Below are 13,604 nucleotides of genomic sequence, written 5' to 3'. Positions count from 1 at the left end.
TCCTCGGCTTGTTCTAACGTCAGCCCCCGGCTTCGACGCTGGATTTCGTTAAGCACCCAGCCAGGAGGGCAAAATGGCAAGCAACAAGGACGTACTTCAAGTAATAAAAAACCGCCCTACTAAGGCGGTTTTTATTGCCTGCATAAAACCACAAACCCCAGCCGGTCACCCGGTTGGGGTTTTGTGCTTCTACGACCGACGTTTAGCGGGTAACGCGGCTGGTGCCATCAACTGTCATGATGCGCACGCGGTCGCCAATGCGGAAGATTTCATTTTCCTGCACCGCCTGTACGTAAGCGCGAGTGCTGCCGTCGTCTTCGCGCACGGTGATTTCCACGCCCTGGGTACGGGTCAGGCCTTCTTCGGTGGCCGAGCCCAGCAGGCCGCCGGCCACGGCGCCAATGACCGCGGTGACGATACTGCCACGGCCGCCGCCAATGGCGCTGCCGCCCACGCCGCCGATGACTGCGCCAGCTGCGCCGCCGATCGGGGTCTTGGTACCTTCGATTTTCACCGGGCGCAGAGCTTCGATGGTACCCATGCGCACGGTCTGCACACGGCGCGCTTCATCACGGGAGTACGAGTCGCCGGTCAGACTCGAGGCGCAGCCACCCAACAGCAGCGAAAGGGTGGTAAAGCAGGCAACCAGTAAAACGGACTTACGCATAGCATCAACTCCAAAGGACAGGTATTCATTAAACGCCGCAGCTTGACGCCTGTCACGGCAAGCCGGGCAGAAAATTGCTTTCATTCAGCCTTAGTACAGACTGCCAGCACCACAAAACTCGACGAGCGGTAGCATTCTTCTCGTTACCAGGAGCTTCATGGATTACTTCATCATTGTAGTCACTACGCTTGCCGGCCTGTATTTCCATGCCTGGCTGTACCTGCGCATCAAGCGCTGGATGGACCGCGACCTGGCACTTTCCCTGGCAGGCGACGACGTGCGCAAGCGTGACTTTATGCTGCGGCAACTGGATAAAGCCCATGCCCTGAAGGTGAAGCGAAGCGACCTGCCGCAGTGGCTGAAGAACGCTGCACAGCACTACACACCCGACGTCTCAATAACAGAGACGTCGGGGTGAGGCGCATCATTCAGGTGAGGTGACGAAAGGTGTGGATCAGGGCGCCAGGCGCTCGCGAGCCCAGCCGTCCCCTTGCAGGCGGTAGTTCAGGCGGTCGTGCAGGCGGCTGGCGCGACCTTGCCAGAATTCGATGCGCTCCGGCAGCAGGCGATAGCCACCCCAATGCTCGGGGCAGTCAGGCTGAGTATCGCTGAAACGCTGTTCGGTGGCCTTGAGCAGGTCTTGCAGTTCCTCACGATCACGAATGACCTGGCTTTGCGGCGAGGCCCAGGCACCCAGACGGCTACCCAGCGGACGTACCTGGAAATAGGCGTCCGACTCCTCGGCAGTCACCTTGACCACCCGGCCCTCGATACGCACCTGGCGTTCCAGGGTCGGCCAGAAAAAGGTCATGGCCGCAAACGGTCGCGCCGCGAGCTGTTCACCCTTGGCGCTCTGATAGTTGGTGAAGAAGGTAAAGCCCTGCGCATCCAGGCCCTTGAGCAACAGGATGCGGCAGTGCGGGCGACCGTCCTGGTCGACCGTGGCCAGCGTCATGGCATTGGCTTCCACCGGGGGCTGCTCGGTGTTCACCGCGTCGGCAAACCACTGGTGGAACAACGCAAACGGCTCGCTCGGGGCCTGGGCCTCGCTCAAACCGTCTCGCGTATAGTCACGGCGCATATCAGCCAGTGCCTGGGTCATGCGACTTTATCCTTGTTCAGCGGATCAGTTTTTCGCCTGGTCGTTTGCAGCCGGTGCCGCAGCCTTGGCCTTGGCTGGCGCGGCTTTCTTGGCCGCAGGCTTGGCCGGCGCTTTTTTAGCGGCTGGCTTGGCGGCGGCCTTTTTGCTGGCGGATGCTTTTTTCGCCGGGGCTTTGGCCGCCGGAGCCGGTGCGGGAACATCCTGAACGGCGACCATTTCGGCCACAGGTGGAGTCTTGCCCGAGTTGTACTTGCTCAGCAGGGCCAACATGGTGCTGCGCTGGGTGAACATGATTTCCATCCGACGGTTCAGGGCGCGGCCCTGGTTGCTGTCGTTGGCTGCACGTGGCATCAGGTCGCCCATGCCGCGCAGCATCAGACGGTCTTGCTTCAAGCCGCTGAGGCTGAAGATCGACGCGATGGATTGCGCACGTTCCTTGGTCAACGCCTGGCTGGCCGGAGCCGTGCCGGTGGCATCGACGTGCCCCAGGACCAGCACGGCAGTCTTCGGATCGGCCTCGACCGCCTTGGCAACACGGGTGAACGGGCCAAGCGTGACTGGCAGCAGCATCGCCGGGCGTTTCGGGTTGTAGGAGCCGTCCACCGGGGCAATCACCACCAGTACGTTGTCACGACGCTCCAATTGCAGGTTGCTGTCCTTGATGGCCGCCCGCAGGCGCGGCTCATAGTCGTCCAACCAGGCCTGGGTGATTTTCGGGTCAGGCATCTGCACGTTGCTCACGTCGACCTTGGCCAATGGCTTGGGCTTGCTTTCGAACGGCCACCACCAGTGGGTTTCGCTGTCGGATTTGGCGACGACAGGGGGGGTGGATGGCGCCGGCGTGGCGGCCTTGAGGTCGGCTTTCAAGTCGGCGGTCTTGGCATCGGCGGCTTTTTCGTCGTCACTTTTGGAAGAGAACGGCCACCAGCTGGAACCGGTATCGGCCTTGGCGACCGGCGCTGGAGCAGCGGCGGCGGCGGTTGCGGGTGCCGCAGGCTTGGCGCCGGCGGCGGGTTTGACATCCGGCTTGGCGTCGGTTTGGGTCACTGCGTCCTTGGTAGCGGCCTTATCAGATCCAAATGACCACCAATGCCCACCCTCGGCATCATTTTGTGGAGTTTGTGCGCAGCCAGTCATAGTAAGGCAAAGAGCCAGGGCCAAGGACTTGTTCGATAACATGAGATATCCACAAAATGAGAAAAGAAACGGGGGTCTGATGACCCGTTAAACAGACGCTTACAGAATATTAAAGTTACAAAATTTCGCTCAGCATCTTCTTATAGTTGCCTTTGTAACAAAAAAACGTGAAACAGCAAGGGGTTTACAGACAACCGGCCAATATTCTGACCAACTTCTGTGCACGTGGGTCCATAAGTACATAGGGCCCCAATGTATTGGTCACAAAACCAAACGCTACATCACGCTCAGGGTCGGCAAACCCCACCGAGCCACCGGCACCAGGATGCCCGAAAGCACGCGGCCCAAGGCCGAAGGTGGCATTGGGCAATTGTGGTTGATCCAACATGCAGCCCAGGCCGAAACGTGTGTGTGTCAATAATGTTTTATCCGGCCCGAGACTGTGTTCACGGGTCAATTGTTCGAGCATGTCGGCTTCCAGCAAACTACCGTCCAACAAGCCACTATAAAACCCCGCCAGGCTGCGCGCATTACCGTGACCATTTGCCGCTGGCTGCTGCATGCGTCGCCATTCGGGTTTATTAGTGCTGGTCAAAATAGACGGTGGGTTGGCAAATGCCCGCGTGGTCATGGCCGTCGGTTCACGCATCATTACTTGCAGTAAGCGTTGTGCCGCTTCATCACCCATATTGCCTTTGCTGCGGGCTACATGCGCAACACGATAAAACTCTTCATCGGCCAGCCCCACATGAAAGTCCAGCCCCAATGGCCGTGCAACCCGCGCGACGATGGACTCCCCCGGCCCACGCCCATCGGCGCGGCGCAGCAACTCGCCGATCAGCCAGCCGTAGGTGATCGCTTCATAGCCATGGCCCTGGCCCGGCGTCCACCACGGCGCTTCAGCGGCCAGGGTGTCGACCATCAACTGCCAGTCATAGAGGGCTTCGGCGGGCAGCATCTCGCGGATCGCCGGTAACCCGGCCTGATGGCAAAGCAACTGGCGCAGAGTGATGGTTTCTTTGCCGGCGGCAGCGAATTCCGGCCAATACCTGGCCACCGGCGCATCCAGTTGCAATTTGCCCTCGGCCACCAATTGCAGGGCCGTGACGGCGGTGAAGGTCTTGGTGCAGGAGAACAGGTTGACGAGGGTATCGCTGTGCCAGGCCTCGGTACCGTCCTTATCGGCGGTGCCGGCCCACAGGTCGAGTACGGTTTCGCCACCGATCTGGATGCACAGCCCGGCGCCACGCTCCTGCGGGTCATCGAACAACGCGGCGAACGCTTCACGTACCGCTTCGAACTGGAGCTCGTAATGACCCTGAACCTGCACCTAAGTCCCCTCGAAAAACCGCATGGAAAGTGGCCGACATTGTTCCAGTCCTTGTGGGTTTTGTGAACCCACCAACGCTGCAATCAATGCCCATTTCCCGAATGCCCGCCAGCGTGTCCGGCGCCCTGCCCCGCACCTTTGGCGTCACGCCCTGGCTTGCTGCCCTCGCCTTCACGCGCGGCATCGGCAGCCTTGGCCTTTTGCGCGGCCTCACCCAGTTGGGCGAGCGCCGCCAGGTTGCTTTTACGCACGCTGTCGACAAAGCCCTGGAACGGCACATCGGTGATACCGACCAGGCCGAAGTGGCCATTTTCACCGTCCAGCAAACGACCGGTCACCGGTTGGTCCAGGTACTGGAACCAATGCACGCCGACAATCGACGGCTCGGCCATGGCTTGCTTGAGGAAGTTGGCATACGCCGCGCCACGCTCCTCTTCCCTGGCCAGCTGCGTGACGCCGCCCCAGAACGGGCCACGGTCAGCCGAGCCAAAGTTGAATTCGGTGATCAGTACCGGCTTGTCCAGCGCGCGCAGGGCGGCAAAGTCGTAACCGTCCTGGGGTTTGAGGGTGTACATATTGAAACTCAGCACATCGCAATACTGCGCACAGGACGCCACGGCTTCCGGGGTGCTCACCGCATAACGACCGCCCAGCAGCAACTGGTTGGGGGCATGCCATTTCAGCGAGTCGGAGAGGGTCTTGAAGTAGGCATCGGCGAACGTCTTCTGGAAGTATTTGAAGTCCGCTTCGATCTCCGGGTGCTCGGGGTTGGGCAAAGGAGGCTCGAAGCCCGGGTCTTCCATCAGCTCCCAGCCCGCCAATTCAATACCCCAGGCTTTCGACAGGCCTTGCTCATTGCGGTACTTGTCACGCAACTGCTTGAGAAACGCGCGCTTGGCCGGCACATCGGTGGTCATGCGCAACGTGCCGTAGGCCAGGGCATAGCGGGATTTCGGATCATCGCCGGGGCCGGCCCAGGCCAACTCATTGTCGGCAAAATAGCCGATCAACCAAGGGTCATCACGGTGGTCGCGCGCGGCAATGGCCACGGCGCGCTCAGTGGCCATGGCGAAGCGCGGGTCGAACGGATCGGGCATGCCGCCCCACCAGTCGGTGCCGGTGCTGATGCTGGCATAGTCGCCGACGATCGACAGCGGCAAGGTGTAAGGCACGCGGTCGGCGCTGGCCAGCGCGGGGTCGCTCCAGTTGCCTACGGTGTTGAAACCCCAGGCTTGCAGGCGGTCGAGGGTGTGGTTGACCCAACGCTTGTGGTCAAAGCCTTCACCGCCATAGGTACGCTGCAGGTTCGCGCCGTAGAAGTCATACCAACGCCCGACCCCGAAGCTGCGGCCTTCGCCCGCGCCGTTCCCGGTACGGTGATCGTCACTGCCGTAGTACTTGTCGAAGGGTTCACCGGGCTTGGGCAGCGCCGCGAACATCCACTCACGACCGGCCACGTAGGTCTGATTGTTGTCCGGGGCCACGGTGTTGACACCCAGGGAGTAGAACGGATGCCCCTGCGGCGTCACCAGGTACCAGCGACCGTCACGTTTTTCGGTGCGGAAAAAACCGCTGGCCTTGAACGCCGGGCCTTTGTTCCAGCCACCGTAGGGGTCCAGGGAGGATTTATCGCGCGCGGCCAGCCAGCCCTGGAGCTGGGTTTGCTCCTTGGCCGCGGCGGACTAGAGCTGCTCGTCGCTGCTGACCTTCTCCGGCCAGCGTGCACGGGTCGATTGGCCATAAGCGTCGACCAGCTCGCTGTAGGCGGCCTTGAGCACCGGCTCGCTGTCCTGCACGCCGAAGCGTTCCAGCAGAATACTTTGGGCGGCATCGGGTTTGAGCATCGACAGGGTGACCGATACCACCTGGCTACGGTCGATTTCGCCGGCGCTGGCGGCCAGCAGTACACGTTGGCCGTCCACGGTGATCGGCATTGGCGGGCCGGCCTTCATGCCCTGGCTCAAGGGAGAATTGGCTTGCAGCGGAATCAGCAGGGTCTGGGCTGGGCCGGCCGGCAGGTCGATGCGGCTGACCAGGGTCCTGCCATCGTTGCTCTGCACCTTGACGTAGAGCGTCAGCGCCCAGTCCATGGCGCTCTGGATACGCAGGCTCATGGCGCTGGATTGCGACCAGTCCCAGGAACCGGTCTGCGGGCTGAGTACCAGCCGGGGTTCAGCGGCCGGGTTGAACGTGATACGGCGCAGCACCTCGCCTTCGGGGGTTTGTTCGGCATTGTATTGCGGCAGGCTGGCGTCCTGGGTCGCCACCTTGACCACATCGGCAGGCCGGACGAAGTTGAACAGCGTTTGTTGCCCGGCGGGCGCGGCCATCGAGGGCGCGGCGAACAGCAGGGCAAAAAGGGCGGGCAGCGTGCGAATCATACGAACAAGGTTCTCCCAAACGGCCGGTGAACGGCCTGTTGATATCCATGAGATAGACCACGAAGTGGGCGAATTCGCCCACGGTGGCTTAAGAAATTTCGCGCCTGAAAGGCGGCAAAGCATTCAGGATAGCTTTGCCATAGCGCTGAGTGACCAAACGGCGGTCGAGCAAGGTGATGGTGCCGCGGTCTTCTTCGGTGCGCAGCAAGCGCCCGCAGGCCTGAACCAGCTTGAGTGAAGCATCCGGCACCGAGATTTCCATGAACGGGTTGCCACCCCGCGCTTCGATCCATTCGGCCAGCGCCGCCTCGACCGGATCATCCGGCACCGAGAACGGGATCTTGGCGATCACCACATGTTCGCAATAGGCACCGGGCAAATCCACGCCTTCGGCGAAGCTCGCCAGGCCGAACAGCACGCTGGAATCGCCACCGTCGACGCGCGCCTTGTGCTTGTTGAGGGTTTCCTGCTTGGACAGGTTGCCCTGGATAAACACCTGCTTGCGCCAGTCGCGGTCGAGGCCGTCGAACACGTCCTGCATCTGCTTGCGCGACGAGAACAGCACCAGCGTGCCGCGCGAGCCCTCCACCAACTCCGGCAGGTCACGGATGATCGCCGCGGTGTGCGCCGCCGCGTCCCGTGGGTCGGCCTTGAGGTCGGGCACACGCAACACGCCAGCGTCGGCATGATGGAACGGGCTCGGCACCACAGCGGTGACCGCCGTTTTCGGCAGGCCGGCGCGCATGCGGAAGCGATCAAAGGTGCCCAGGGCGGTCAGTGTGGCGGAGGTCACCAGGCATCCATAAGCCACGTTCCACAGGTTACGACGCAGCATTTCGGCGGCGAGGATCGGGCTGGCATTGACCTCGATATCAAACAGCGCGCCGCTTTCCGACAAGGTCAACCAACGGGCCATGGGCGGGTTGTCTTCCGGGTCTTCGACGGTAAAGGCGGTCCACAGCTCCCAGTTGCCCTGGGCACGGGACAACAGGCTGCCGAACAGCGGGTACCACTCCTCGGCCTGGTTGCTGGCGATGCCGATATTGACCTCGCCATCCATGCCTTCCTTGAGCAGGTCGGTCAGGCGCGTGAACAGGTCGGTCAGGCGCGAGAAGCCCTTCTTCAACTCAATGCCCATTTCACGCATGTGTTCGGGGATCAGCCCACCGACGAAACGGTGACGCGGCCGCTCACGGCCTTCGACGTCTTCGCCGGGCTTGAAGTCGGCCACCTGTTCGCAGGCACTGAACATGAACTGCTGCTGGGTCTTGATCTCACGCGCCAGCTCCGGCACCTGTTCGATCAACTTGCCCAGGTCACCGGGCAGCGGGTGCTGGGCCAGCAACTTGGTGAGATTCTTCGCGGTGGTCTCCAGCCAATCGGCGGTGGAGCGCAGGCGCGTGTAGTGGGCGAAATGGCCGATGGCCTTGTCGGGCAGGTGATGGCCTTCGTCGAACACGTAGAGGGTGTCGCGCGGGTCGGGCAGCACGGCGCCGCCGCCCAGGGCCAGGTCGGCCAGGACCATGTCATGGTTGGTGACGATCACGTCGACCTTGCCCATGCCTTCGCGCGCCTTATAGAAGGCGCACTGCCCGAAGTTGGGGCAGTGGCGGTTGGTGCACTGGCTGTGGTCGGTGGTCAGGCGCGCCCAGTCGGCATCTTCGAGGGCGGTGGGCCAGCTGTCGCGGTCGCCGTCCCATTTATTGCCGGCCAGTTTCTCGATCATGCTGGTGAACAGCTTCTGGCTGACTTCATCCACCTCGATCTTGAAGCCTTCTTCTTCGAACAACGAGGCCGTGGCGGTTTGCGCGTGGCCTTCCTGCAACAACACGTCGAGCTTGGACAGGCACATGTAGCGGCCACGGCCCTTGGCCAGGGCGAACGTGAAGTTCAAGCCGCTGTTGCGCATCAGGTCGGGCAGGTCTTTGTAGACGATCTGCTCTTGCAGGGCGACAGTGGCGGTGGCGATCACCAGGCGCTTGCCGGCGGCCTTGGCGGTAGGGATCGCGGCCAGGCTGTAGGCCACGGTCTTGCCGGTACCGGTCCCGGCTTCGACGGCCACGACCGCGGGCTCACCCTCGCGGCGGCCTTCGTCGTCGGTGTCGATATCCCCGAGGACCTTGGCCACTTCGGCGATCATCAGGCGTTGGCCGTAGCGCGGTTTCAAGCTCTTGGCTTCGAGAAAACGCGAGTAGGCGCCCTGGATCGTGGTTTTGAGTTCAGTGCTGATCATGGATAGTCGGGCGCAAAAAACGCTGGATAAATTTTCAGTGGTTCGGATCGGCCGCTATCATACCCCGCTAATTAATCCCGCGCAGAACGGAGTACCACAATGACCGCGTTTAGCCTCGCTTACACCCTGCATGTATTGGCCGCCCTGATCTGGGTCGGCGGTATGTTTTTCGCCTGGATGATCCTGCGCCCTGCCGCCGTGGCGGCACTTGAGGGCCCTGCCCGGCTCAAGTTGTGGGTAAATGTGTTTCAACGTTTTTTCGTGTGGGTATGGCTGGCCGTGCTGGTTTTGCCGATCAGCGGTGTTGGCCTGCTGCATCTGCGTTTCAGCGGGTTTGAGACCGCACCGCGTTATGTACAGGTAATGATGGGCTTGTATCTGGTGATGACCGCGCTGTTTATCCGCATCCAGGCGCTGAAATTCCCGGAGTTGCGCACGGCGGTGGCGGCTGAGGATTGGCCGGCGGGCGCGACTGCGCTGGGGCAGATCCGCAAGTTGGTGGGGATTAATTTGATCGTGGGGTTGTTGGTGGTTGCGATTGCTTCGGCTCGGCCGATGTTCTGAAGCGACCCTGACACCGTCTTCGCGAGCAAGCCCGCTCCCACATTTGAGATGCATTCCTGTAGGAGCGAGCTTGCTCGCGAAGAACGTCAATGATAACGCGGGAAACCTGATCCCCCGCGGCGTTCTCAGGCTTTTCGCGAGCAAGAACTAGGCGTCCCCCTCGCTCCTACAAAAGTGACCGGTCAGTGCCCATGCCGAGCGGGGGCACGTGTGCCTTGTGAAGTGTGGGAGCGGGCTCGCTCGCGAAAGCGTCAGGCCAGGCGATTCAAAGTCGCTGGATTGTCACAGTGCCAGCAGGCCCTGCCGGCCCTGGCTGCCCCTCCAACCCTGGGCGCCCTTTCTCGCCCCCATCGGCGCGGTACACCAGGCACCCCTTCGACTGTCCGCCTTTACCGGGCTTGCCCGCCGTACCGGCCAAACCACCTGCGCCACCATCGACCCAGACTTTGATCTGCTGCGCCGGGAAGTCCTGCGGCAACTCGACCCGCACCTGCGCACCCGCGGCGCCGGGCAAGCCGTCGCCGCCGTTATCGCCATTGGCACCACGCCCGGCCGAACCCCAGGTGCAACCCGGATCTTCACCGTTGGCGCCATCCAGCCCGGCATAACCTTGGGCGCCTGCGCCGCCACGGGCATCCACCGAGAGATCTTCTGCCGTCAATGAATTGATCCGCAAGGTCAGATCACGCCCGGCCTTGGCCGGTTTTTCATGGGTGCCCGGCGCGCCGCGCGAGGTGATCTGGCTGCCCTGGTCCAGTTGCGCATGACGCACCTGCAATTGCAGCCCGGTATTGCCGGGGACAATGGCGATTCGTGCATCGCGCCCCAGATGCAGTTCATCCACCGTGACCTGGCTGATGGTGGCCGGAATCAGCAACGTGCCGTAGTCCGCCACGTCCAGACGCTCCAGTTGCAACACGCTGGTGCTGCTGGGCAGGCGCATCAACGAGTTGGTGTCGACACTGATATTCTGAGCCAGGGCAATGGGGCTGACCAACAGGGCCAGCAGAAAAACCTTATGCATCATGGGGCTCCTGAGTGTTTTTTAAATTTTTCTTTGAACGCACAGTAACGACTTCTACCGGCGTTTTGCCAGTGAAGGATCAAAAAAGTTAATAAAGGGGCGGTTTAAGAGACGCTCACCGACAATGCCGCTGTGGATCCCTGAGGGGCAAGGGCTGCCAGCGGTTGATGCGGATTTTCGTACGACGGTTCAGGACGCGGACTAGGCCAGCACGCTCAGCCGCGCTAGTCTCTACGGCCCTGATGTGAGGATCTCTGATGATCGCTGGTATTTCCGCCCGCACACCCCAGCAAGCCGTGGCCGCCTTGCTTGATTTGCACCAGCCCAACCGCCTGTTGCTGTTGGGTGCCAGCCAGTTCCCTGCGCTGGATGCGTTCAAGGCGGCGCATCCCGACGTGCAGGTATCTGTCGCTGAACCCGGCCCGCTGCCTGCGGAACTCGCGGCGCAGCGTTTTGACCTGGCGTTGGTGGTCGACTGCCTGGAGCACCTGCCAAAACCGCAAGGCCTGACCTTGCTCGGTGGCATCCGCAACCTCAATGCCAGTCGCATTGCGGTGCTGGTGGACTTGGGCGCCTGCGCCTGGAAAGACACCGACTTCTTTTCCCTGGCCCTGCAGGCCAGCGAACGGTTCCAGCGCGATCAACAAGTGCTGACGCTGTTTACCTACGATCTGCTTGACTATAAACAGGTGCCGGACTGGCTCAACGCCCGCTTCTGGGCAAACCCGGAAAACTTCGGAAAGTATTGGTGGTAACCCCGATGAGTACATCCATTTGCCCCTGCGGCAGCGGCAACCTGCGGGAAGACCTACGCCGTTCGGACCTCGTTGAGTAACTCTGGATGACGATCGAGCAACTTGAGGAGCTTTATAAGTGCCAGTGGTGGCTTAGTCTTTCCATTCTCATAGCGAGAAAAGGCGTTGACCCCACCGCCGAAAATCTCAGCCGCTTCCCGTTGGTCCAATGCAAGTTTCTTACGCACCATGGCAATAAAACCAGGGTCTACGAGATCCCCATTGACCCTCTTTGAGAATGCACGCATCGCCTTCATGACACGATCCGACTCCGGCAGATTCAGAACCGACTCGGAGCAAGACGGACAAAACTCCCCCGTCACATTCTCGATCAGCGTGGTCTCGCCCTTATAGGAATAGGGCACGTCGCGGGTGTCGTGGACCAAACCCGCAGCGCCGCACACCGGGCATTTCATGTTCATAGCTCCTTGAAGGACACGATCAGTACGTCATCGATAACCGTGAGTTTCAGGTACACATGCCCCACCTTCGTATGTGGCCTGTACACGTCTTGCCATATCGTGTGGTCGGCGTAGGTGGTCATGCTCTTGTAAAAATCCATTGGTTTAAGGGCCAGTATCACGGCCAGCATCTCGGAGAGATCAAGGTCAAGTGCATCGGCCCTCACTCGGGCAGCGTTCGTGGTGCGTACTTTGCCGGATTCAATCAGGGCCTTGAGGGTGGTCAGCTTGCAGTGCGGAGTCGTCTTCTCCAGGGGCAAAATTAACCTAATAGGTTTTAATTTGGCAAATAGGTTGAAATCAACTCTTCTCGCAACAGTCCCCCCAATGGAACCTCAGCAGGTTTCAGCGAGCCAGCGACGAAGTGTCTCAACGAATAACCAGAAGGTCGCCGCAAGACGCCAGCCGCTCTTTCGCAGCCACTGGCCGTCGAGTTCCCCAGCGTTCGTCTGTAGTATCTGGTCATATGCGGTTACCGGACCTTCCACCGTCAGTTCGAGGTATGGTCCGGTGGCCCTCTGTGGAAAACGACGGCGTCGATAGGTGAAGAGAGACCGCTTGCGTGGTCATACCAAGGCTTAGCTAACGTTACGTCTAATAGAACGAGTATGGGTGGTAACCCCGATGAATACATCCATTTGCCCCTGCGGCAGCGGCAACCTGCTGGATGCCTGCTGCGGTCATTATCACGCCGGCCACCCGGCACCTTGTGCCAGCGCACTGATGCGCTCGCGCTACAGCGCCTATGTGCTGGGCCTGGTGGACTACCTGGTCGCCACCACGTTACCGGCGCAACAGGCCGGCCTCGACCGCGACGCCATCGGCGCCTGGAGTGCCCAAAGCACTTGGCTTGGCCTTGAGGTGGAAAGCTCCGAGGTGTTCGGCGGCCAGCCCGAGCATGCCTTCGTGACCTTTACTGCGCGCTGGCATGACAGCAACGGCGAACATAGCCACCGCGAGCGGTCTTCTTTCGTACAGAATGAAGGGCACTGGTACTTTATCGACCCTACGGTAGAAGTGAAGATCGGGCGCAACGATGCGTGCCTGTGTGGCAGTGGGCAAAAATTCAAGAAGTGCTGCTCCAGCTACCTTTGATCACAACAGGACTCACGCCATGCTTCGGATCTACAGCTTGATGCTGGCGTTAATCTTCGGCCTGACCGGTTGCGCGTCGTGGTTCGAAGACGATTCACCACCGCCCCACGTCGCCTTGGTGAAAGTCGAAGTGGTGCGTGCCAAGCTGCTGGAGCAGAAATTCAAACTGTACTTTCGCGTGGACAACCGCGACGACGCAGACCTGACCGTGCGCGGCCTGATCTATAAGGTCACCCTCGGTAATTTCGTGCTCACCGAAGGCGAGTCCAACGAATGGCTCACCGTGCCACCCAAGGGCCATGCGTTTTTCAAGGTATCGGTGCGCACCAACCTCTGGCCGCAAATCCGCGAGGTGGTGCAAATGCTGAAAAACCCCCGCAAGCCCGTGCCCTATCGCCTGGAGGGTGAACTGAAAACCGGATTATTCATCGGTTATGACGTGCAGGTGGCCCACAATGGCGAGATAATCCCCGGCAATTTTATTCCGGAGCGACATCGATGACTCAGCAACCCCACGTCCATGGCCCTGACTGCAACCACGATCACGATCACCATGATCACGACCACGGCCATGTCCACGGCCCGAACTGCGGCCACGCTCACCAGGAGCCGGTGCGCAATGCCCTCAAGGATGTTGGCCGCAACGATCCTTGCCCATGCGGCAGCGAGAAAAAATTCAAGAAGTGCCACGGGGCGTAAATCGCGCTCTGGCCCAAGTGTGTGAGGGCACTGACTCAAGATCTCAGGCTTAACCCAAACTCCTGCTTGCGTCGTTTCGCCGCGCTCACTAACGTAGCGCCTTTACTGACGCTACCC

At 60.8% G+C, this 13,604-nt stretch carries 14 protein-coding genes and 1 pseudogene; 6 read left to right on the top strand and 9 right to left on the bottom strand.

The genetic code is table 11. The features are described from left to right. Positions 1-202: 202 nt before the first annotated feature. Positions 203-667, bottom strand: coding sequence for an outer membrane lipoprotein (locus AB4O05_RS11335; protein WP_460130892.1), 465 nt, complete (start codon positions 665-667; stop codon positions 203-205). A 157-nt stretch (positions 668-824) separates the two neighbouring features. On the opposite strand from AB4O05_RS11335, the gene AB4O05_RS11330 reads away from it, so the two are divergent. Then, a complete protein-coding gene (locus AB4O05_RS11330) occupies positions 825-1,085 on the top strand; it encodes a hypothetical protein (protein ID WP_460130894.1) in 261 nt (86 codons plus the stop codon). A 36-nt stretch (positions 1,086-1,121) separates the two neighbouring features. Here AB4O05_RS11330 and pdxH read toward each other — a convergent pair whose 3' ends face one another. From pdxH to dinG, 5 genes and pseudogenes are all read right to left on the bottom strand, one after another. Continuing rightward, a complete protein-coding gene (pdxH, locus tag AB4O05_RS11325; protein WP_460130897.1) occupies positions 1,122-1,769 on the bottom strand; it encodes a pyridoxamine 5'-phosphate oxidase in 648 nt (215 codons plus the stop codon). Positions 1,770-1,793: 24 nt separating this feature from the next. Further along, a complete protein-coding gene (locus AB4O05_RS11320) occupies positions 1,794-2,948 on the bottom strand; it encodes an OmpA family protein (RefSeq protein WP_460164876.1) in 1,155 nt (384 codons plus the stop codon). Positions 2,949-3,090: 142 nt separating this feature from the next. Then, positions 3,091-4,236, bottom strand: a complete 1,146-nt coding sequence (locus AB4O05_RS11315; RefSeq protein WP_460130898.1) for a serine hydrolase domain-containing protein — start codon at positions 4,234-4,236, stop codon at positions 3,091-3,093. Positions 4,237-4,319: 83 nt separating this feature from the next. Further along, positions 4,320-6,617, bottom strand: a pseudogene (locus AB4O05_RS11310) (beta-galactosidase). Positions 6,618-6,705: 88 nt separating this feature from the next. Next, positions 6,706-8,850, bottom strand: a complete 2,145-nt coding sequence (dinG, locus tag AB4O05_RS11305; RefSeq protein WP_460130900.1) for an ATP-dependent DNA helicase DinG — start codon at positions 8,848-8,850, stop codon at positions 6,706-6,708. Between the two features lie 99 nt (positions 8,851-8,949). Here dinG and AB4O05_RS11300 point away from each other — a divergent pair, with 99 nt between their 5' ends. Then, positions 8,950-9,414: a CopD family protein gene (locus AB4O05_RS11300; RefSeq protein WP_460130902.1), complete on the top strand. Its 465-nt coding sequence runs from the start codon at positions 8,950-8,952 to the stop codon at positions 9,412-9,414. A 265-nt stretch (positions 9,415-9,679) separates the two neighbouring features. Here AB4O05_RS11300 and AB4O05_RS11295 read toward each other — a convergent pair whose 3' ends face one another. Continuing rightward, entirely contained in the window at positions 9,680-10,438 is a 759-nt protein-coding gene (locus tag AB4O05_RS11295; RefSeq protein ID WP_460130904.1) for a collagen-like protein, read from the bottom strand. A 257-nt stretch (positions 10,439-10,695) separates the two neighbouring features. Here AB4O05_RS11295 and AB4O05_RS11290 point away from each other — a divergent pair, with 257 nt between their 5' ends. Then, positions 10,696-11,193: a DUF6231 family protein gene (locus AB4O05_RS11290; RefSeq protein ID WP_460130905.1), complete on the top strand. Its 498-nt coding sequence runs from the start codon at positions 10,696-10,698 to the stop codon at positions 11,191-11,193. A gap of 53 nt (positions 11,194-11,246) precedes the next feature. On the opposite strand, the gene AB4O05_RS11285 is transcribed toward AB4O05_RS11290, so the two are convergent. Together AB4O05_RS11285 and AB4O05_RS11280 are read right to left on the bottom strand one after the other, a co-directional pair. Further along, positions 11,247-11,648 carry a type II toxin-antitoxin system MqsA family antitoxin gene (locus tag AB4O05_RS11285; protein ID WP_460130907.1) on the bottom strand — a complete coding sequence of 134 codons (402 nt, stop codon included), beginning with the start codon at positions 11,646-11,648 and terminating at the stop codon, positions 11,247-11,249. Positions 11,649-11,650: 2 nt separating this feature from the next. Further along, entirely contained in the window at positions 11,651-11,947 is a 297-nt protein-coding gene (locus AB4O05_RS11280; RefSeq protein WP_460137618.1) for a type II toxin-antitoxin system MqsR family toxin, read from the bottom strand. A gap of 370 nt (positions 11,948-12,317) precedes the next feature. Here AB4O05_RS11280 and AB4O05_RS11275 point away from each other — a divergent pair, with 370 nt between their 5' ends. The 3 genes from AB4O05_RS11275 to AB4O05_RS11265 are packed head-to-tail and all read left to right on the top strand — an operon-like array spanning position 12,318 to position 13,487. Then, positions 12,318-12,788 carry a YchJ family protein gene (locus AB4O05_RS11275; protein ID WP_460130910.1) on the top strand — a complete coding sequence of 157 codons (471 nt, stop codon included), beginning with the start codon at positions 12,318-12,320 and terminating at the stop codon, positions 12,786-12,788. A gap of 19 nt (positions 12,789-12,807) precedes the next feature. Further along, positions 12,808-13,290 carry an LEA/WHy family protein gene (locus AB4O05_RS11270; RefSeq protein WP_460130912.1) on the top strand — a complete coding sequence of 161 codons (483 nt, stop codon included), beginning with the start codon at positions 12,808-12,810 and terminating at the stop codon, positions 13,288-13,290. Further along, complete coding sequence (locus AB4O05_RS11265; RefSeq protein WP_003189235.1) at positions 13,287-13,487, top strand: SEC-C metal-binding domain-containing protein; 201 nt, start codon at positions 13,287-13,289, stop codon at positions 13,485-13,487. The genes AB4O05_RS11270 and AB4O05_RS11265 overlap by 4 nt, the downstream gene beginning before the upstream one ends. Positions 13,488-13,604 lie beyond the last annotated feature (117 nt).

The sequence above is a fragment of the Pseudomonas sp. S1_G07 genome (assembly GCF_054668565.1).
This window is presented reverse-complemented; position numbering and strand designations above follow the sequence as displayed.